The organism is Tenacibaculum sp. Mcav3-52, from assembly GCF_022347665.1.
GTDB classification, from domain to species: domain Bacteria; phylum Bacteroidota; class Bacteroidia; order Flavobacteriales; family Flavobacteriaceae; genus Polaribacter; species Polaribacter mesophilus.
This window is the reverse complement of record NZ_JAKRGE010000003.1, coordinates 1-20,973: the sequence shown is the minus strand read 5'-3', so window position 1 is coordinate 20,973 and position 20,973 is coordinate 1. Positions and strand designations below refer to the sequence as shown.

Here is a 20,973-nt window from a genome sequence, read left to right as displayed (position 1 = left end):
TTCCCTCAAGATAAACTTAGGCGAAAGATTACTTTACCAAACTCTCAGTTAGCTTATTTAATGTTTCTACTTTTTGTTCAAAGTTTCCTTTGATGGTTTTTCTATAACTATTTAAGTTTTGTACTAATTGATTGATGTCTTCTGGAATTACTTCTTCAAAAAACTGACGCAATCTTTTAGCAGTTGTTGGCGATTTTCCATTGGTTGAAATAGCTACTTTTACGTTTCCTTTGGTAACAATTCCGCCCATATAAAAATCACAACATGGTGGATTGTCTGCTACATTCACCAATTTATTTTGGCTCCTACAATCTTTATACACTTGTATATTTACTTCAGGAACATCAGTGGTTGCAATCACCAAATGTTTTCCTTGTAAATACGTGTCGTTATAGCTATCTATTATCATATTCACCTCACCTTTTTGAGCTACTTCAACAGTTTCTTCTCTAAAAAAAGAAGCTACCATAGTTACCTTAGCATCTGGACTCGATTTTAATAAAAATCGTAGTTTTTCCTCTGCTACGAACCCTCCACCTATAATTAGCACTTCCAATTCTTTAGTCTTTAAAAAGATTGGATATAGATTATTTCTTTCTTCCATTATACCACCTCTTTTAAAGCTACTTCTTGTTGTATTTGTAGTAATTGCTGTCTGTGATTTACCACATCTCCTAACAGAATAATAGCAGGATTACTCAAGTTGTTTTTAGCCACTACTTCTTCTATCGTATCTACAGTACCGATTCCTATTTTTTCTTCAGGAGTTGTTCCGTTTTGAATAATGGCTACTGGTAACTCGTTCTTTCCTTCTTGCTTAAAAAGCTGAATGATTTCTGAGAGTTTCCCCATTCCCATTAAAATAACAACCGTTGCATTTGATTTTGCAGCTAAAGCAACATCGTTTGACAATTGGTGCTGTTTAGTGGTCCCTGTAATTACCCAAAAGCTTTCTGAATTTCCTCTTTTTGTCAACGGAATATTCTGATACGCTGGTACCGCTAACGATGAAGAAATACCTGGCACTACAGCAACCTCTAATCCGTGTTTTGCAGCATACTCCATTTCTTCTGCTCCTCTACCAAAAATAAAAGGGTCACCTCCTTTTAAACGTACTACATGTCCGTGAGAAAATCCTCTCGCGACAATCAATTCATTGATTTGTTCTTGTTGATAACGGTAGCACCCTCTTCGTTTTCCCACAAAAATTAATTCTGCATTCGGATTCACATATCCTAACAGTTCGTTATTCACCAATGCATCATACAATACTACATCAGCTTGTTCTAATACTTTGATGGCTTTTAAGGTAATTAAATCAGCATCTCCTGGTCCTGCACCTACTACGGTTAATTTCGGTTGATTTTTCATTGGACTCTCCTTTTTTTAACTTTCTACGGCTGCCTTTCTATAAACATCTACTGTTTTATAAAATGCTGTTGCACTTTCTAAATATCCTTTTGCAAAAGCTTCCGTAGGTTCATTCTTATTAATTTGATAAATCAATTCTGAGAATGAACTTGATACTTCTATTTTATTTGTTGCTACAAACAATTCATCAAAATTGGTAATGATTCCTGCTTGTGTATTCGTTTTTGCTCCTTCTGCGGTTAACAGGGCTTTGGCAGTGTTAACCATAGCCGCATAAGCGTGGTAAATACTATCTGACCATTGTTGATTATTCAAGGCTTGTGAAGCATTTTCTAACTTTTCTTCACTTTCAAACAGTAAGGTTGCTACTAAGTCTATTACCACTCCTGCACATTCCCCTACCCCTATGGCTTTTACATAATTTTTATCGTGACCCCAATCAATAAAATCATCTTCCGTTAAATTGGTGGTGTCTGATAACTCTTTTAAAAGCTCATAGAAATATGTTTTTCCTTGTCTATCGTAATAGCTTAAGAAGTCTTCATTGGGTTGTTTATGGCTTTCAAAGTTGTTTAATAAGATTCGTAAAGATTCTGGTCCTCTTTTACTTGGTATTTTTATCAACTTATCAGCAAAACGACCATTTCCTTCTCCTAAAACTCCTCCTCCAACTAATACTTGTAAAGCTGGTGCTAATAACTTTCCTACTTTTATAGACATTCCTTGAAAACCAATGTGCGCCATGTTGTGTTGTCCACAAGCATTCATACACCCACTAATTTTAATGGTAATATCTTTGTTATTTACATACTGTGGATATTCAGCTTTTAACACATGTTCTAACTCTACTGCAATTCCTGTACTGCTAGCAATACCTAAATTACATGTATCGGTTCCGGGACATGCAGTGATATCATTCAAACTATTATATCCTGCGTCTGCAAAACCTAACTTTTTTAATTCTGTATAGAAAAATGGTAAAAACTCCTCTCTTACGTGACGAATCAAAATATTTTGACGTAGCGTAAAGCGTAACTCATTTGCACCATATTTCTTGATTAAATCAGCTAACAAACGTGCTTTATCGGTATAAAAATCTCCTAAATGTACTTTAATGCCTATCGCGTATAACCCCTCTTGCTTTTGCTTGAAAACATTCGTTGTTTTCCAGTTTTGATACGCTTCTTTATCTTCAATTACTACAGATGGAACTTCGTTGGTTTCAAAAACAATGTCTTGTTCAAAGTCGGTAGTATTTATCGGGTACGTTTTATATGCTAATGCATTTCTTTCAGCTGCAACCAGTTCTAAGAAAGCATCAACACCTAAATCTTTCACTAAGAATTTTAAACGAGCTTTGGCTCTTTTAGCACGTTCTCCGTAACGGTCGAACACACGTAACACTCCTTCAATAGTTGGTATCAATAAATCTGCTTCTAAAAACTCATAAATTACATCGGCATGACGTGGTTGTGACCCTAATCCTCCTGCCAATAATACCTTGAATCCTTTTACTTCTTTACCGTCAACTGTTTTCGTTTTTGCAATGAATCCTAAATCGTGAATAAAACTCAACGCGGTATCTTCTTCTGTTGCAGAGAAAGACATTTTGAATTTTCTTCCCATTTCTTGACAGATTGGATTACGCAAGAAAAATTGAAAGGTTGCATGTGCATACGGTGTTACATCAAACGGTTCTTTCGGATCGATTCCCGCAGTTTCTGAAGCTGTAACATTACGTACTGCATTACCACATGCTTCTCGTAACGTAATATCGTCTTTCTCTAACTGTGCCCATAATTCAGGGGTTCTGTCTAAACTTACGTGGTGAATTTGAATATCTTGACGTGTCGTAATGTGTAAACGACCACGAGAATATTCGTCAGAAACATCCGCTATTCTATGCAACTGTTCACTCGTAACTTTACCATACGGTAATTTTATACGAATCATTTGTACCCCAAACTGACGTTGCCCGTAAATTCCTCTGGCTAGACGTAAGCTTCTAAAACGTTCTTCATCTATTTTTCCTTCGTTAAACAAACGTATTTTACGTTCTAACTCTAGGATATCCTTTTCTACTAAAGGGTTTTCTATTTCTGATCTAAAACTTTGCATGTGGTTTTTTAATAGTTGTTTGCTTATAAAAGCGTTGTTATTCGTTATGTAAGAACTCTTGCTTTGCTAACAATTGTTCTTCTGTTTCTACATGTGCATCATCTGGCACACAACAATCTACTGGACATACTGCCGCACATTGTGGTTCTTCATGAAATCCTTTACACTCAGTACATTTATCGGGTACTATAAAATAGTACTCGTCTGATACTGGTTCATTCTCCTCGTCTGCATTTACAGAAGCTCCATCTAATAAGGTTACATTTCCTTGTAATGACGTTCCTTCGCTATATTTCCAGTCACTCGCTCCTTCATAAATGGCTGTATTTGGGCATTCTGGTTCGCAAGCTCCACAGTTAATGCACTCATCTGTAATGATTATTGCCATAACTTTTATTATTTACTTGATAAAACCAACTCCTGATGTGGTATTGGTTTTTGGATTGATGATTATAAAGGCTCCGTTAGCTTTGTTTTCCTCATATGAATCAACAAACAATGGTTTACTTACTTTTAAACTCACTTCTCCAATTTCGTTTAGTGATAATTGAGTTGGAGTTTCTTCTTTTCCAGAAAAATCGGTACGAATTAAAGATGTTAGTTCTGTTATTTTTACTTGCGCATCATTTACACCATGCTTGATGTAATATTTTTGAGAAGCTTGTAATGGTGCTTTATCCATCCAACAAATAGTAGCTTCTAACTGTTTTACCACAGATGGTTCTTCACCTGTTTTAACCAACATATCTCCTCTACTTACATTTACATCATCTTCTAAAGTGATGTTTACAGAGCTTCCTCTTTTTGCTCTTGCATATTCTTTATCAAAAAATTGAATGCTTTTTATGGTAGATTTTGTTGCTGATGGTAATACCGTTACACTATCTCCTACTGCTAAATCACCTCCATACAATTTCCCAGCATATCCTCTAAAATCATGATACTTATCCGTTTTAGGTCGAATAACTGTTTGCACTGGGAAACGTGCTTTTGATACTTCTTGCGTATCTTCAGATCCCAAGTTTTCAAGGTAATTCAGTAATGTTTCTCCTTTATACCAAGGGGTGTTTTCTGAAGACTTCACAACATTATCTCCTTTCAAAGCTGAAAGAGGTATGAACGTGATATTTTGATTTTGATAGTCGCTCTTCTTAGCTAGATATTCTATCTCACCTTTAATCTGATTGAATTTCTCTTCTGAAAAATCTACCAAATCCATTTTATTTACAGCTACTATCACGTCTTTTACTCTCAATAAATTATTGATAAAAAAGTGACGATAGGTTTGTTCTACCACTCCATTTCTGGCATCTACCAAAATGATAGAAGCTTGAGAATTTGATGCTCCAGTAACCATGTTTCTGGTATACTCAATATGACCTGGAGTGTCGGCTATGATAAAGCTTGTTTTTGGTGTTGAAAAATAAATATGAGCTACATCAATAGTAATTCCTTGTTCACGTTCTGCTACCAATCCGTCAGTGGCTAAAGAAAAGTCTAAGTAATCAAACCCACGTTGTTTACTTTTTTCTTCTATTGCTTCTAATTTATCTTGGGTTAATGATTTTGTATCGTATAAAATGCGCCCTATTAGTGTACTCTTTCCGTCATCTACACTTCCTGCTGTTGCTATTTTTACTACGTTCATATTTTATGTTGTTGGCGATTGGCTATTAGCCTTTAGCACTTGCCTAGTTTTATTTTGTTATTAATTTTCATATTGCTAACAGCCAAGAGCTAATAGCAAAAACCTTTTTTAAAAATATCCTTGTTGTTTACGTTTCTCCATTGCTGCTTCAGATCGTTTATCGTCAATCCTTGCTCCTCTTTCTGATATGGAAGATTCTCTAATTTCGTCTACTACTGTATCAATATCTATTGCATCTGATAAAACTGCTGCCGTACAACTCATATCTCCTACTGTTCTAAAACGAACCATACGCTCTTGTACTTCTTCTTCCTCTTCTCTATACACAACTTCATCATTTGCAGACCAGATTAACCCATCTCTAATAAAAGTGGCTCTTTTATGAGCGAAATAGATGGATGGAATTTCAATTTGTTCTTGTTGTATATACGACCATACATCTAACTCTGTCCAGTTAGAAATTGGAAAAACACGTACATTTTGACCTAAATCAATTCTTCCATTTAGCATGTCGAACAACTCTGGGCGCTGATTCTTTTCATCCCATTGTCCAAAATCATCTCGTACTGAAAAAATACGCTCTTTAGCTCTCGCTTTTTCTTCATCTCTACGCGCTCCACCGATACATGCGTCGAAACCAAATTCTTCAATGGCATCTAATAACGTTTCGGTTTGTAACATGTTTCGGCTAGCGTACTTTCCTGTTTCTTCTTTTACTTTACCAGCATCAATATTGTCTTGTACTTGACGAACAATTAACTCAACACCTAATTCTTCTACCAAACGGTCTCTAAATTCAATCGTTTCAGGAAAATTATGTCCTGTATCGATATGTAATAAAGGAAATGGAATTTTTGCTGGATAAAATGCTTTTTGAGCAAGTCGCACCAGTGTTATGCTATCTTTGCCCCCCGAAAACAATAACACCGGTTTTTCAAATTGCGCGACTACTTCTCTTAATATATATATGGCTTCACTTTCTAAAGCTCCTACTTGTATCGTTTCTGTATTCATAATCATGTTCTTTAAATATGTAAACCACATTCTCTGTTACTTTCTACTTTTGTGGGATCGAAGTACTTAAACTCGTTAGGTAATTGATGCTCTTCTAAATAAGCATCTAACTTCTCATCTGACCAATGGTAAAACGGACTCACTTTTAATATTCCATCTTTACTTCTTGAAACAATATCAATACTATCTCTAAAAGCTGTTTGTCCTTTTCTTAAGTTCGTAAACCAAACATCTGGCTTATGTTCTCCCATCGCTCTTTTAAAAGGCTCTAACTTCACTTGCTCAGTAAATACCGCATGTTTTGGGTCATCAACTGTTGGTAATCCTAAAGTGATGTTTCTGTGTGCTACCGTTTGTTTAGGTACATACAACTGAATGTTTAATTGTAATTTTTCAATTAACTCTTCAGCATGTTTATAGGTTTGTGGAGTATTATATCCTGTATCACACCAAATAACATCTATACTGTTTTTTACTGATGCTACTGCGTGTAAAATGGCTCCTTCATAGGGACGAAAGTTTGTAGTTACTACGGCTTTATTTGCTTGTAGTAATGCCCAAACAATAATCTCTTTTGGAGATTTGTTTTTTAACTCTGCGTTTACTGCTTCTAAATTCATTGTTTCTATACTCATTTTTTGCCCCATTTAATACTGTTCCAAACTCTTTCGTGAAAAAAATACAATAGCATTTTTGTTACTAATTCTACAGCTCCAATTGAAAAAGCTGTTTTTACTTGTCCTGTAATTACCCATGATATTAATATTGTATCTATGGTACCAACAACTCTCCAACTTATTGATTTTATAATGCTTCTTAGTGGCTTTTCAGAAAGCTTATCTTCTTTATAATTAGCTTTATTTTCTACTACTTGTTCTACAATCATTTTTAAAATACCATTACCCTATCGGAATACTAGGTTTTAAGTCGACAAATATACAGATGCTTTTTAATTTTCCAAGGGGAAATCAAAAAAATATTTGAATTTTACAATTTGTTAATACTACACTAAATCTGCAAGTGTGTTATTACGAAGTACTTGTAGCGTATTATCTCTTACTTGAATCATTAATTTGTGTACTGAGCATGCTTCTTCATCTGGACAGTCATCACATTTTTCATAATAATTCAAACTAACACAGGGTACCATAGCAATAGGTCCTTCTAGTGTTCTAATAACATCAGTCATTTTAATTTCGCTCGCAGGCTTTAGCAAATAATAGCCTCCACCCTTTCCTTTTTTTGCTCCTAAAATCCCTGATTTTCGTAAGGTAAGTAATATGCTTTCTAAAAACTTGTGTGAAATATTTTCGTTTTCTGAAATGGTAGCTATTTGTACCATAGTGCCCTTTTCTTGTTTTGCAATAAAAGTAAGCGCCTTAATTCCGTATTTTGTTTTCTTAGAAAGCATATCACAAATATATGCTTTACTTCTTAATTATTTAATGCTTGATTTAAATCGTTAATTATATCCTCTACATTTTCTAGTCCTACCGAGCATCGTACCAATCCATCTGTTATTCCTACTTCTAATCGATCCTCTTCACTTAACTTACTGTGAGTGGTTGATGCTGGATGTGTTACAATCGTTCGTGTGTCTCCTAAATTTGCTGATAATGAGCATACTTTTATACTATTTAAAAAGTTGCGTCCAGCTTCAATACCTCCTTTTACTTCAAAAGCGACAATGTTCCCTCCCAATCGCATTTGCTTTTTTGCAATTTCATGCTGTGGATGCGACTTTAAAAATGGATACTTTACCAAGTTCACCTTCGGGTGCTCTTCTAAAAACTGCGCCACCTTCAACGCATTCTCGCAATGTTTTTCCACTCGTATCGATAAAGTTTCTAAACTCTTAGACAGCACCCAAGCATTGAATGGCGACATTGCAGGTCCAGTGTTTCTTGAAAACAAATAAATTTCTCTTATCAGTTCCTCTTTTCCCACTACAACACCTCCTAAAACACGTCCTTGACCATCTATTAATTTTGTTGCTGAATGAATTACCAAATCTGCTCCAAATTTGATAGGATTCTGTAAGTACGGAGTTGCAAAACAATTATCTATCACTAACAATAAATTGTGCTTCTTTGCAATACTTCCTAACAACTCTAAATCTAAAATATCAACTGCTGGATTTGTTGGAGTTTCAGCATACAATATTTTTGTATTCGGCTGAATTAAACTTTCAATCCTATCTACCTCATTAATTTTAAAATAACTCGTTTCTATATTCCATTTAGGTAAATACTTTGTAAACAAACTATGAGTTGACCCAAAAACAGAGCGACACGATACTATATGATCCCCCGCATTTAACAGGGTGCCAAAAGTTGAAAACACGGCTGCCATACCGGTTGCAAACGCATATCCTGCCTCGGCACCTTCCATAGCCACTATTTTGTCGACAAACTCTGTAGTATTCGGGTTTGAAAATCGGCTATATAAGTTTCGTTGCTTTTCTTCAGCAAACGACGCTCTCATATCTTCAGCATCGTCAAATACAAAACTTGAGGTTAGGTATAAGGGTGTAGAATGCTCAGAAAATTGTGTACGTTCTGTTTGTGTTCGTATGGCTTGTGTTTCAAAATTTTTGCTCATGTTATTTTTTTAGATGTTTGACCGCTTTGCTTCTAGGTAAAAGAATCAAGATTTATGGGGCTTAGCTCTTATATCTTTTCTCTCTGCTCTATTTTCTTGGTTCTTGTTTTTAAGTTTTCTATTCCTTTTTTCTGATGTCACTTCGAGTAAAATTATTGAAATGAAATAAAAATAATTTTGTATCGAGAAGTATTCTAATAGTTCTCGATACAATTTTTACTTCGTTAACACTCCATAAAAATCACTCGAACTGACAAAGGCTTTAGTAAATCTTATCTCTATTTTCTTTGTTCTCTTTTCTAGTTATTATTCTTGGCTAATCGTAAAATGTCTCCAAACACTCCTCTGGCTGTAACTTTTGATCCTGCTCCTGCTCCTTGAATGACAATAGGTTGTTCTCCGTAAGACTCCGTATAAATTTCAAATATGGCATCTGAACCTTTTAGACTTCCTAAAGGTGAATTTTCTGGTACAGATACTAATTTTACATCTAACCCTCCTTTTGTTTGTTGTAAGTCTCCATGTAAATCTCCGATATATCTCAGTACATGTTTCTCTTCTTGCGCTTCTTTTTGCTGTTGAAATGTAGCATCTAGTTTTTCTAAGTTTCCTAAAAACTCATCAGAAGATATTTCTCTAAACTCCTCTGGAATCAAGTTTTCTATCTGAATATCCTCAAATTCATTTTCTAAATCTAATTCACGTGCCAAAATCAATAGTTTTCTAGCAACATCATTTCCACATAAATCTTCACGCGGATCCGGTTCTGTAAACCCTTTATCAATGGCTTCTTGTAACACCGTTGAAAATGTTACGTCTTCCGAAGAAAATTTATTGAATAAATAACTTAATGATCCTGAGAATACTCCTCGAATTCTGGTTATATTCTCTCCTGAATCGTGCAATAATTTAATCGTATCAATCAATGGTAAACCTGCACCAACATTGGTTTCATACAGGTAACTCTTCTTATTTTTATCTAAGGTTTTTCGTAACTCTTTATAAAAATCGTACGAAACAGTATTCGCTATTTTGTTAGAAGAAACCAAGTCGAATCCAGCATTGACTAAAGGAATGTAATTTTCTATAAAATCTACACTTGCTGTATTGTCTACTGCTATTAAATTTTCTAAGTGGTGTTCTTTTGCATAGTCAATTACAGTATCAACTGTATGCTTATCTTCTATTGCTTTTTCAAGCTCATTCGACCAATTAGTTCCAACTCCATTTTTAGTTAACAATACTTTTTTAGAATTGGCAATCGCAAAAATGTTCAGGTGAATTTTACGTCTTTCTAAAATTGATTTTGAGTTCTCTAGAATTTGTTCTATTAAGGTCCCTCCTACTAATCCCTTACCAAAAACAGCAATGTTAATCTTTTTAGCAACCCCAAATACTTGACCGTGAATCACATTCAACGCTTTATGCAATTGCTCTTTTTTAACTACCAAACTTACATTCTTACCTGTAATCGTATTATTAAACAACAACGGAACTATTTGGTTCTTAATCAACGCATTGTATGGCTGATGAAACTCACTTAAATCTTGACCTATAATTGAAATTACCGATACTTCTTCCTGTATCGAAATCTGGTTTACATCTTTTGTTTGTATGTCATTTTCAAACTCTTGCTCTAAAGCTTTTACAGCAGCAGTTGCATTCGATTTGTCGACCACTAAACCAATTCCTCTTTCTGAAGAACCTTGCGAAATAATGCTCACGCTAATTCCATGATTACTCAATGCTTTAAAAATACGTGCATCTACCCCTACTTTACCTAACAAACCTCTTCCTTCAAAATTGATTAAAGCAACCTTGTCTAAAACCGATAAGGATTTGATTCCTTTTAAGGTTGATTTTGCTGTAATCAATGTACCATTATCGTTAGGATTGAAGGTATTTAAAATTCGTAGATTGATATTCTTCTCTAACAACGGAATAATTGTTTTAGCATGTAAAATGTTCGCTCCAAAGTTTGCCAATTCATTTGCTTCGGAAAATGATAATACTTCTATCTTCTTAGCATCTGCCACCAAATCAGGATTTGCCGTGAAGATTCCATCAACATGGGTATAGTTTTGCAACTCTTCCGCATCTAAATAGTTTGCTAACAACGAGGCGGTATAATTACTTCCATTTCTACCCAACGTAGTAGTTTCGTTTTTTAGGTTTGAAGCTATAAACCCTGCTACCACATTCACAGTTGTTCCGTTATATTGTCTAAAGTGATTTAATACATTTTCTTTAGAAATTTCAACAATCGATTGCCCTTTGCCAACTATCTCATCCGTTTTTAACAACGTTCTTGAATCTGTAGCTAGGGCATTGATTCCTTTTTGTTGTAATAAATCTGTTACCGTTTTTATCGATAATAACTCACCTTGAGCTAACACTTCATCTTTTATCTTTTGGCTATAATCTCCTAACAAACTAACTCCCTCAAACAACTTTTCTAAGCGATTAAATTCCGTAGAAAAATCTACTAACGGAGTTAATTTCGTTTGCTCATATCGAAATGCTTCTAATTGTTCTTTAAAAGTTTTATTTTTAGCAGCTCTTTCTAAGAGTTCTTCCAGTTCATCTGTAGCATTTCCTCTTGCTGATACTACCAGTGCTATCTTCTCTCCATTATTAATTTTCTGTTCTATGATAGACACTACATTTTGTATCCCTTCATTCGACAAAGATTTTCCGCCAAACTTTAAAATTTTCATTCTTTTATTTGTTGATTTTTGATTGAATATAGGTTCAATAATTTTTTCTAATTGCTTGTATTCTATTAAGAAAGCGTCATGCCCATGATCTGAATTAATTTCATTATAGGTTACATTCGCATGGGCAGATGCCAGTTGTTTATGTGTTTCTCTGTTTTCTTCCGCAGTAAAAAACAAATCGGAATCTACGCCTACAATATGGATGTCTGCCTCGATTCTCTCTAATACATCTAGCTCTTCTCTTCCTTTTGTTACATCGATGGTTTTTAATAACTGATTCATCAATTTATAGGATGCTAACTGATAGCGTTCTTGTAATTTTTTTCCGTGATGTAGCAGCCAGCTTTCTACATTAAAAATCTGTAACTCTTCATTTTTTGAACGCTGAAAACGTTTTTTAAACGATTCTGGTGTTCTATAACACAACATTGCATGCATACGTGCATCATGCACAGGATTACTAGAATTGATTAAAAATTGCTCTTGTATTTGACAATTTGCTATCAACCAATCGGTCGATTTCCAATCAGTAGCTACAGGAATTAAATGTTCGGTAATTTTCGGGTTCAACACAGCCATTTCCCATGCTATTCCACCTCCTAAAGATCCTCCTATCAACGCAAATAATTGTGTTATGTTGAGTTGTTCTAGCCCTTGTAGAAAAATGTTTGCAATATCACGTGCTACGAAACTTTTGTAATCATCTATTAAGAAGTTATCATAACCGTTTCCAGGTATGTTAAAGCACAAAATGGTATATTCATTAGTATCTATAACCTTGGCTTCTCCTATTAAATCTTGCCACCAACCTTGGCTTCCTGCAACATTGCTATTTCCTGTGAGTGCGTGGTTAATAAGTACCACAGGAGCAGTACCCAATGCTTTTCCAAAAACTTGATAGCTTAACGGAATTGTATCGAATTGTGTACCGCTTAATGTGGTATAACTAAGAATATTAATATGCTGCAAATCACTTTTCATTATTGATGTCTTTATGGGCGTTCCCTTAAAGGGTCGGGCTTTCCGTTATATCTTTTGTTGGTTCTCGATACTTGCTTCGCAAACTCGAACTGACAACAAAACGATGCCACTTCAATCCCTAACGCAAGTTGTTTTAAACCAATACTTCTTTAGGAATTTGAGCAAATGCTTCTTGTAAATCGGTTTTTAAATCTTCAATATTTTCCAAACCAACTGATAAACGGATTAAGTCTTTTGTTACTCCCGTACTTTCTTGAGCTTCATCACTTAATTGTTGGTGCGTGGTACTTGCTGGATGGATAATTAAAGATTTGGTGTCTCCAATATTCGCTAATAATGAAAAGAGTTTTGTGTTGTCTGCAATAGTTTTAGCTGCTTCGTAACCTCCTTTTACTCCAAAAGTTACCAATCCGCTTTGACCTTTTGGTAGGTATTTATCTGCTAAAGTTTTGTACTTGTTTCCTTCCAACCCTGGATAGTTTACCCAAGCAACTTCTTCTTGTTTTTGTAACCATTTGGCAATAGACAACGCATTTTCACTGTGTTTTTGAATTCTTACTTCTAAGGTTTCTAATCCTTGAATGATGTTGAATGCGTTTGTCGGACTCAACGCGCCTCCAAAATCACGTAAGCCTTCTAAAATCAGTTTAAATGTATACGATGCTGCCCCTAAAGCTTCATGGTATACCAATCCGTGATATCCTGCTGAAGGTTCTGTAAATTCAGGAAACTTACCATTTGCCCAGTTAAAAGTTCCAGCATCAATAATAGCTCCTCCTAACGAGTTTCCTTGTCCGCCAATGTATTTTGTTAACGAGTGAATTACAATATTTGCTCCGTGTTCTATTGGGTTTAACAAAGCAGGTGTTGCTACTGTATTATCCACAATAAAAGGAACTTCCGCCTTTTTTGCATGTGCTGATATCGCTTGTAAGTCTAAAACATCTAATTTCGGATTTCCTAAAGACTCTACAAAGAAAGCTCTGGTGTTATCTTGTACCGCCTCTGCAAAACTATCTGGGTTTGATGCGTCTACAAACGTCGTCGTAATTCCTAGTCTTGGTAAGGTAACGTTTAGCAAGTTATAGGTTCCTCCATACAAACTACTCGAAGCTACAATATGATCTCCTGCTTTTAACAAGGTTAGTAAACCTGTTGAAATTGCTGCCGTACCCGAAGCAAACACTACAGCTCCAATACCGCCTTCTAAAGCTGCTAAACGATCTTGTAAAATTTGATTGGTGGGATTGTTTAATCGGGTGTAAATAAATCCCAACTCTTTTAACGAAAATAGGTTTGCTGCATGTTCTGAATCATTAAAAACATACGACGTAGTTTGATAAATAGGAACTGCTCTTGTTCCTCCGTTTTGTGTTACATCATGTCCTGCGTGCAACGCGTTTGTTGCAAATTTTTGTGTACTCATTTTTCTTGTTTTTGAGTTAATAAAAAATTAAACCAAAAGCCAAAACACATCTACTTTTAGATGTTGCTTACTAGAAAAATGTTATTAAGAAATTATAAGAAGATTCTTGTAGATATTAAAGAAACTTCTTTGGGTTATCTATCCACGAGTTTTTACGCTCTGGTAGAATTTAGCACCTTCTTTGTTTGCACAAAGGGTTGCTAAGGTTTCATAGGGTCTAATCCCTCCACCTTTCTTGATAACATCGTCAATAAGTGTTTGAACTTTTACGAGCACAAATATTCAATTATAAAAATGGATTTTCCAAATTTATTTTGATTTTTATTTAAAAAAGTGTTTTGAATTATTTTTAAAATAAACACATAAACAACTAAAAACCAATATTTTACAACACTTTATTTAAACTAAATTATAATGATTATTTTTATCTTAAGAACTACAAGATAACATAGAGCATCCTACTTTATTTCGAGCCCATTCTGGTCGTTTTGCGAACCATTTTTCATATTTTGGTTGCTCTTCGTAAGGATTTTTGAGCAGTAAATATAACTCATTTAACAATACAAAATCATTTTTATTTGCATTATCAATGGCTAATTGTGCCATGTAATTTCTGAGTACATATTTCGGATTTACAGCATTCATCTTCTCTTTTTTGTCTTCATCCAAAACAGTTTCGTTTTGTAATCTATCTATATAACTTTTGAACCAGTTCTCCCAAGATTTTTTTATTTCGTCTACAACTTCTGAAGGCGTATAAAATGCTTTTTCTATTTTTTTGATTGCCTCCTCTTTGGTATTATTTTTTGAAATACCTGACAACAATCGGAAAAAAATGGTCATATCAGTTTCTGTTTTTTGAAGTACTTCCTCAAGATCTGAAACTAATGTTCCATCTGATTCTTTTGACGAAAAAAGTCCTAATTTTTCTCGCATCATATGCATGTACTTTTCAGGAAATTTTTCTTGATAATTTTCTAAAACTGCTTCTAAAGGTTCTGCTTCTTCAATTAAAGGATATAAAGCATTTGCCAACTGGTATAAATTCCATAAAACCACCTCTGGTTGCGAACCATATCGGTAACGTTTATGGGTATTATCCGTTGTATTTGGTGTCCATCCGTGGTCATAACCTTCTAACCATCCGTAAGGCCCATAATCAATGGTTAAACCTAAAATCGACATATTATCGGTATTCATTACTCCATGTACAAAACCTACACGTTGCCAGTGAATCACCATTTCCAAACTACGCTCTGCTACCTCTTTAAAAAAGGAAACATACGTTTCTTTTGAAGGTTCACCTAAATGAGGATAATGATGTTTAATAGTATAATCAACTAGTGTTTTTAATGTTTTTAGATCTCCTCTAGCAGGAAATATTTGGTAACTACCAAAACGTAAAAAAGACTCGGCTGTTCTACATACGATTGCTCCTTTTTCATACGCAGCGTTTCCGTCGTATAGTACATCTCTTAGTACTTCATCTCCCGACAAAGCTAAAGACAGAGCTCTTGTTGTAGGTACACCTAAATGATGCATGGCTTCACTACACAAATACTCACGAATAGAGGAACGTAACACTGCTAATCCGTCTGCATTTCTCGAATATGGTGTCTCTCCCGCTCCTTTTAACTGCAATGCCCATTTTTTGTTATTATGAACTGCTTCAAATAAGTTAATCGCTCTACCGTCTCCTAGTTGTCCTGCCCAATGTCCAAACTGGTGTCCACCGTAGCACATCGCATACGGTTGTGTGTTTTTATATACATTATTCCCTGTAAAAACATTCTTGAATTCCTCTGAAGCTATTGCTGTTTCTGAAAGCCCCAACGTTTTTACCATTTCATCCGAAACATGAATTATTTTTGGATTGGACGTTTTTTTAGGTGTTACATACGAAAAACAAGCTTCTGTAACCTGTCTTCGAGTATTTTCTTGAATTGGGTCAGCAGGTAATTCTTTAGTAAAGGTATTTTGTATATTGAATTTCAACACGTTCTATTGTTCTTTTAATTTGCTTGCGTACAGTTTTTTCAGTTTTGCCAATTTAGGCGAAATAACTACTACACAATACATTTGATCTTTATTTTTTTCATAAAAATCTTGGTGACTCTCATCTGCTTTATGAAATGCGGATGCTTGGCTTATTTCTGTTACAATTTCATCTTCATAATAAGGAGATAACTTTTCTACTACTTTTTCCGCAATCTGATGTTGTTCTTCATTGTGATAAAAAATCACTGAACGGTATTGTGTTCCTACATCAGCTCCTTGCCTATTTAAAGTTGTTGGATCGTGACTTGTCATAAACATCACCAATAATTCTTCATAGCTTATTATTTCAGGATTAAATGTTGCTTGTACTACTTCTGCATGTCCTGTTAAACCTGAACAAATTTCTCTATAAGTTGGTGTTCCTGGTACGGTTCCTCCCATATAACCAGATACCACTCCTTCTACTCCTTTTATTTGATTTAAAATAGCTTCTACGCACCAAAAGCAACCGCCACCAACGGTAATTAGTTCTAAATTATTATTTGTCATTTATATACTTTCTTTTATTCAGTATCTAAAATCATTGATGCTGAGTTAATGCAATAACGTAATCCGCTAGGTTCTGGTCCGTCAGGGAATACATGCCCCAAATGCGCATCGCAAATGTTGCACATTACTTCTACGCGTACCATACCAAAAGTAGTATCTTTTTCATATTGAATAGCATTCTCTTTTATAGGTTGCGTAAAACTAGGCCACCCGGTACCTGAACTAAATTTAATCGTTGAATCGAACAAAGGTGTGCCACAGCATACACATTTATATTTGCCAGCATCATAAACACTACACAATGCTCCTGAATTTGGTCTTTCTGTTCCTTTTTGTCTCGTTATTCTAAACTGTTCTGGTGTTAAAAGTTCTTGCCATTCTGTTGCTGTTTTTTCCACTCTTTTATCAGGTGTTGGATTGCCATTAACTGCAAAATTAATTACGTTTTTCCAAGTTAAAATTTTGTCGCTCATCCTGCTCTTTCGTTTTATTTAACTTATTAGTAGTTTCTTTTCGTTGTTACTTACAAAGCTATGATTCTCTCTAAAACTTTAATCATAATTTAAAAGATAATTAAATAATTTTTTCAAGGATGATTTATATCATGTTTTAAATCATCTTTTACCTATTAATTTGTAATAAAAACCACTATACCTCTTACTTATAACATAATTTAAGTTAAAATAATTACAAATTACAAGCTTTTATCAGTATTTACTAAAATAAAAAAATAATGAATGTCTTAGATAATAGAACAGTCGCTGATTATGTAATAGAGAATATAAAAACAGCTCCTATTTTTAAGAAATATGGAATTGATTTTTGCTGCAAAGGAAATATAACAATAAATAAAGTCTGCCAAAAGAATAAAATAAACTTAAATACGTTAAAAAGTGAATTGGAAAATGTTGAAAGCGTTAGTGATGTACTTCAAGATTATAAAACTTGGAGTTTAAACTTTTTAACCCTTTATATTGAAAATGTACATCATTCTTATGTAAAAGAAAGTTTACCTATAATTTCTCAATATATAAATGAAGTTATAAAAACCTATGGTAATACACATCCTGAACTATTAAAAATTAATAAACTATTTAGAAAAGCTTCTTCTGAAGTTCTATCTCACCTTCAAAAAGAAGAGCAAATACTTTTCCCTTATATAAAACAGTTAATAGCAGCTGACAAAAGACACAAAAAAATAAGTATTCCTTCATTCATCACGATACATACTCCTATAAAAATGTTAGAATATGAACATGAAGAAATTAATAATCTTTTTAGAGAAATAGCTAAACTAACAGATAACTACTCTATTCCAGAAAGTGTCTCTAATACGTATAAAGATCTTTACATTAAACTTGAAGAGTTTGAACAAGATTTATATCATCATATACATTTAGAACACAACATACTGCATAGAAAAGCACTAGAATTAGAAAAAAAACAAATTATTTGAGTCGTCCTAAAATAGGTTGACAGTTTTTATAAAATATTAATTAAACCTTTGAAGCTAGCTTCAAAGGTTTTTTGTTGTGTATAAAGTTAGGTGTTTTCATATTCAAACTCAAGTGTGGTCTTAGATTATTATAAATATTTATTGATTGTTTAATGAGTTTTTCTAATTCCTTACCTGTATTGCATTTATAAATTAAAAATTCATGTTTCAAAATTCCATTAATTCTTTCTGCTAGAGCATTTTGATAACAGTCATATCCATCGGTCATTGATGATTTTATTCCTTTTTCGGCTAACTTGTTTTGATATATTGTTGAACAATATTGTAACCCTCTATCAGAATGATGAATCATTGATCCAGATGTAACTCTATTTTTAATTGCCATAGTTAAGGCTTTAACTACATTTTCTGCACTCATATCATTACTTAAATGGTATCCCATAATTTTTCTACTAAAAGCATCGGTTACCAAAGATAGATAATGGGTTCGTTCTCTACTTTTTACATAGGTAATATCACTAACAAAGTATTGTTCTGGACGCACTATCTTTGTTTCTTTGATTAGGTTGGGGTATTTGCGTAACCAATGTTTAGAGTTAGTGGTTTTAGTGTAATTCTTTTTAGGATTGATTAACATGGATTCTGAGCGTAAATAATCAAATAGGGCATCTCTACCTCTTTTTATTTCTTGATTATTAAACTCATCCTTTAGTAAATAATACAACTTTCGAGTACCTATTCTAGGCATTTGCATACGTATTTTTAGGACTAAAGGTTTAATTTTAGAACGTTCTGCTCTTCGAGTATTCTCTCGCTTAATGCTTTGATAGAATCCTTGTCTTGATATCTCAAACAATCGACAACAACGAGATAAACTTATCCTTTGTTCTTGTCTGATGCCTTGGATTGTTGAGATAAATACTTTTTTCTAATAGAAGTCCCATATTGACTATCAGAAATATCAATCATTTTATTGAGAATCATGTTCTTTAACTTCTGATCTTCTAATTCTCGTTCTAATCGCTTTATTTTTTGGGCAGGTGTTTCTTTGGATTTTGATTCAGGTTTGCTCCAGTCTAAGGTACCATGTTTTCTTAACCAAACCAAAACAGTACTCTTCCCTTGAATACCATACTTCTTTTGAGCTTGTTTATAGGTTAACTCGCTCTTTTCTACTTGAGAAACTACAGCTAATTTAAAGCCTAAATTGTAATCACATTGTGTGCGTTTCTTCTTGGATACATTGTTTTTCATAAAAATAAGTCTAAATTGTGTAAACTTATTTCAGGACGAGACAATTATAAAAAAAGGAGGAGTGTTTAAACACTCCCTTTTTTATAGCTTTTTAAATCGATTAAAAGCTTCTTTTTCTAACTCTTCTATAAAATTAGGATGCGCTATAGAAATTAGTGCTTTTGCCCTTTCTTTTAAACTTTTTCCAAACAAATTAACCACTCCATATTCCGTAGCAACATAATGTACATGAGCTCTGGTCGTAGTTACACTTGCTCCTTCTTTTAAAAATGGAGTAATTTTTGAAATTCCTTTTGTGGTAACAGAAGGCATTGCTATAATGGCTTTTCCTCCTTTTGATAATGAAGCTCCTCTAATAAAATCCATTTGACCACCAACTCCAGAATATTGGTATTGCCCAATAGTATCAGCACAAACTTGTCCTGTTAAATCTATTTCAATAGCACTGTTTATAGCTGTTACTTTAGGATTTTTCTTTATGATAGAAGTATCATTTGTATAACCGGCCTCTTTAAAATGTACTAGAGGATTATCATCTATAAAATCGTATAACTTTTGTGAACCTACGGCAAAACAAGTAACTATCTTTCCTGTTTTAATCTCTTTTTCTTCACCAGTAATTACACCTCTTTCTATTAATGGTAGTACTCCATCAGAAAACATTTCTGTATGAATTCCTAATCGTTGATGATTTTTTAAGTTATGTAATACAGCATTTGGTATATTACCTATTCCCATTTGTAATGTTGCACCATCCTCTATTAGTTCAGCTATATTTTGCCCAATTTTTTTTTCTATTTCTGAAGGTATTCCTATTTCAGAAGTATGTATTGGAACATCAACCTCTACAGCATAATCTATATTACTCATATGAATAATTCCATCCCCATGAGTTCTAGGTACATTAGGGTTAATTTGAGCTATAACTGTTTTTGCTGTTTGAATAGCTGGTAATGTAATATCAACTGAAGTCCCCAACGAACAATAGCCATGTTTATCTGGTGGAGAAACTTGAATAAAAGCTACATCCAATGAGTAAATATTTTGGCGGAATAACCAATGAATTTCGCTTAAAAAAATAGGAATATAATCTCCATTATTAGTATTTACTCCTTTTCTTACATTATCACCTACAAAACAGCTAACTAGTTTAAAGGATTTACAATATGGTTCTTCTAAATACTTTGCCTTACCATGTGTGTGGATTTGAATAATCTCTATATCATCTAACTCATGATATCTATTACACAAGCTATCAATTAATAAATTAGGAGTCATTGCTGCTCCTTGGAAGAAAATTTTATCATTTGATTTTACAATACTTACAGCTTCTGCAGCCGTAACAATACAAATCTCTTTTCTCATTATTCTAAAGTTTTACTCTGCAAATTTCCCCATAAACCTTATTTAAATAAATGATAAAAATCATACATAGACTTATTTTTAGACAAAAGTATATTTTATAGTTTTTCTAGGGCTTAATTTCATAGTTATTCTAAAGCCCATCTGTATAACTATTTCCTGTTGAATATTAAACATTAAAATACGGTTGTTTTTGAGGGTCTTTATCAAGATTGAAAGTAACAAGAAAAGGATTAAAAACTACGCGGTAGGCATTTCTATAGTGACATCTTCTTTAGTGAAGATTCAATAAGGTGAGTTGATTCAGTATAACGTGCTTTTACTACAATAATGCCCTCGAAAATAAAGATCAAAAAAAACCTCAATCTTTAAAAGATTGAGGTTTGATAAAGAAAGGCAACGACCTACTCTCCCACCTGTGGCAGTACCATCGGCGCTAATGGGCTTAACTTCTCTGTTCGGAATGGTAAGAGGTGAG

General features: G+C 33.9%; 18 protein-coding genes, 1 rRNA gene and 1 riboswitch. Of the genes, 1 reads left to right on the top strand and 18 read right to left on the bottom strand.

Annotated elements, in window-relative coordinates; genetic code table 11:
* Nucleotides 1-28 precede the first annotated feature (28 nt).
* The 15 genes from MHM83_RS09225 to msrB form a co-directional block, all read right to left on the bottom strand.
* Nucleotides 29-604 (bottom strand): precorrin-2 dehydrogenase/sirohydrochlorin ferrochelatase family protein, encoded by a 576-nt coding sequence (locus MHM83_RS09225; RefSeq protein WP_239179381.1) that lies wholly within the window; start codon nt 602-604, stop codon nt 29-31.
* Nucleotides 604-1,371, bottom strand: coding sequence for a uroporphyrinogen-III C-methyltransferase (gene cobA, locus MHM83_RS09220; RefSeq protein ID WP_239179380.1), 768 nt, complete (start codon nt 1,369-1,371; stop codon nt 604-606). The genes MHM83_RS09225 and cobA overlap by 1 nt, the downstream gene beginning before the upstream one ends.
* 15 nt (nt 1,372-1,386) lie before the next feature.
* A complete protein-coding gene (locus MHM83_RS09215) occupies nt 1,387-3,489 on the bottom strand; it encodes a HEPN domain-containing protein (RefSeq protein WP_239179379.1) in 2,103 nt (700 codons plus the stop codon).
* Between the two features lie 37 nt (nt 3,490-3,526).
* The gene (locus MHM83_RS09210) at nt 3,527-3,877 is read right to left on the bottom strand and encodes a 4Fe-4S dicluster domain-containing protein (protein WP_047789522.1); all 351 of its coding nucleotides are present in this window, start codon (nt 3,875-3,877) and stop codon (nt 3,527-3,529) included.
* Between the two features lie 12 nt (nt 3,878-3,889).
* Nucleotides 3,890-5,137 (bottom strand): sulfate adenylyltransferase subunit 1, encoded by a 1,248-nt coding sequence (locus tag MHM83_RS09205; protein ID WP_239179378.1) that lies wholly within the window; start codon nt 5,135-5,137, stop codon nt 3,890-3,892.
* A 108-nt stretch (nt 5,138-5,245) separates the two neighbouring features.
* Nucleotides 5,246-6,151 carry a sulfate adenylyltransferase subunit CysD gene (gene cysD, locus MHM83_RS09200; RefSeq protein ID WP_159495364.1) on the bottom strand — a complete coding sequence of 302 codons (906 nt, stop codon included), beginning with the start codon at nt 6,149-6,151 and terminating at the stop codon, nt 5,246-5,248.
* An 11-nt stretch (nt 6,152-6,162) separates the two neighbouring features.
* A complete protein-coding gene (locus MHM83_RS09195; protein ID WP_239179924.1) occupies nt 6,163-6,771 on the bottom strand; it encodes a phosphoadenosine phosphosulfate reductase domain-containing protein in 609 nt (202 codons plus the stop codon).
* An 11-nt stretch (nt 6,772-6,782) separates the two neighbouring features.
* Entirely contained in the window at nt 6,783-7,037 is a 255-nt protein-coding gene (locus tag MHM83_RS09190) for a DUF2061 domain-containing protein (RefSeq protein WP_073182924.1), read from the bottom strand.
* A gap of 117 nt (nt 7,038-7,154) precedes the next feature.
* Complete coding sequence (locus MHM83_RS09185; RefSeq protein WP_047789518.1) at nt 7,155-7,562, bottom strand: RrF2 family transcriptional regulator; 408 nt, start codon at nt 7,560-7,562, stop codon at nt 7,155-7,157.
* Between the two features lie 23 nt (nt 7,563-7,585).
* Nucleotides 7,586-8,752: an O-succinylhomoserine sulfhydrylase gene (locus tag MHM83_RS09180; RefSeq protein WP_239179377.1), complete on the bottom strand. Its 1,167-nt coding sequence runs from the start codon at nt 8,750-8,752 to the stop codon at nt 7,586-7,588.
* A gap of 299 nt (nt 8,753-9,051) precedes the next feature.
* Complete coding sequence (thrA, locus tag MHM83_RS09175) at nt 9,052-12,450, bottom strand: bifunctional aspartate kinase/homoserine dehydrogenase I (protein WP_239179376.1); 3,399 nt, start codon at nt 12,448-12,450, stop codon at nt 9,052-9,054.
* Between the two features lie 133 nt (nt 12,451-12,583).
* Entirely contained in the window at nt 12,584-13,876 is a 1,293-nt protein-coding gene (locus MHM83_RS09170; protein ID WP_239179375.1) for an O-acetylhomoserine aminocarboxypropyltransferase/cysteine synthase family protein, read from the bottom strand.
* Between the two features lie 131 nt (nt 13,877-14,007).
* Nucleotides 14,008-14,121, bottom strand: a riboswitch (SAM riboswitch).
* A 184-nt stretch (nt 14,122-14,305) separates the two neighbouring features.
* Nucleotides 14,306-15,871: a protein adenylyltransferase SelO gene (locus MHM83_RS09165; RefSeq protein WP_239179922.1), complete on the bottom strand. Its 1,566-nt coding sequence runs from the start codon at nt 15,869-15,871 to the stop codon at nt 14,306-14,308.
* A 6-nt stretch (nt 15,872-15,877) separates the two neighbouring features.
* Nucleotides 15,878-16,423, bottom strand: coding sequence for a peptide-methionine (S)-S-oxide reductase MsrA (gene msrA, locus MHM83_RS09160; protein ID WP_239179373.1), 546 nt, complete (start codon nt 16,421-16,423; stop codon nt 15,878-15,880).
* 14 nt (nt 16,424-16,437) lie between these two features.
* On the bottom strand, nt 16,438-16,884 hold the full coding sequence (msrB, locus tag MHM83_RS09155) for a peptide-methionine (R)-S-oxide reductase MsrB (RefSeq protein WP_239179920.1): 447 nt from the start codon (nt 16,882-16,884) through the stop codon (nt 16,438-16,440).
* A 272-nt stretch (nt 16,885-17,156) separates the two neighbouring features.
* On the opposite strand from msrB, the gene MHM83_RS09150 reads away from it, so the two are divergent.
* Nucleotides 17,157-17,879: a DUF542 domain-containing protein gene (locus MHM83_RS09150; protein WP_239179371.1), complete on the top strand. Its 723-nt coding sequence runs from the start codon at nt 17,157-17,159 to the stop codon at nt 17,877-17,879.
* Between the two features lie 40 nt (nt 17,880-17,919).
* Here MHM83_RS09150 and MHM83_RS09145 read toward each other — a convergent pair.
* The 3 genes from MHM83_RS09145 to rrf all read right to left on the bottom strand — a co-directional run.
* Nucleotides 17,920-19,133 (bottom strand): IS3 family transposase gene (locus MHM83_RS09145; protein WP_239179370.1). Its coding sequence is split into 2 segments (ribosomal slippage): nt 17,920-18,791 and nt 18,791-19,133, totalling 1,215 coding nucleotides; the frame shifts between segments, so codons are not numbered across the junction.
* Between the two features lie 81 nt (nt 19,134-19,214).
* Nucleotides 19,215-20,498 (bottom strand): acetyl-CoA hydrolase/transferase family protein, encoded by a 1,284-nt coding sequence (locus tag MHM83_RS09140; protein WP_239179369.1) that lies wholly within the window; start codon nt 20,496-20,498, stop codon nt 19,215-19,217.
* A gap of 388 nt (nt 20,499-20,886) precedes the next feature.
* Nucleotides 20,887-20,973, bottom strand: a 5S ribosomal RNA gene (gene rrf / locus MHM83_RS09135); the annotation flags it as partial.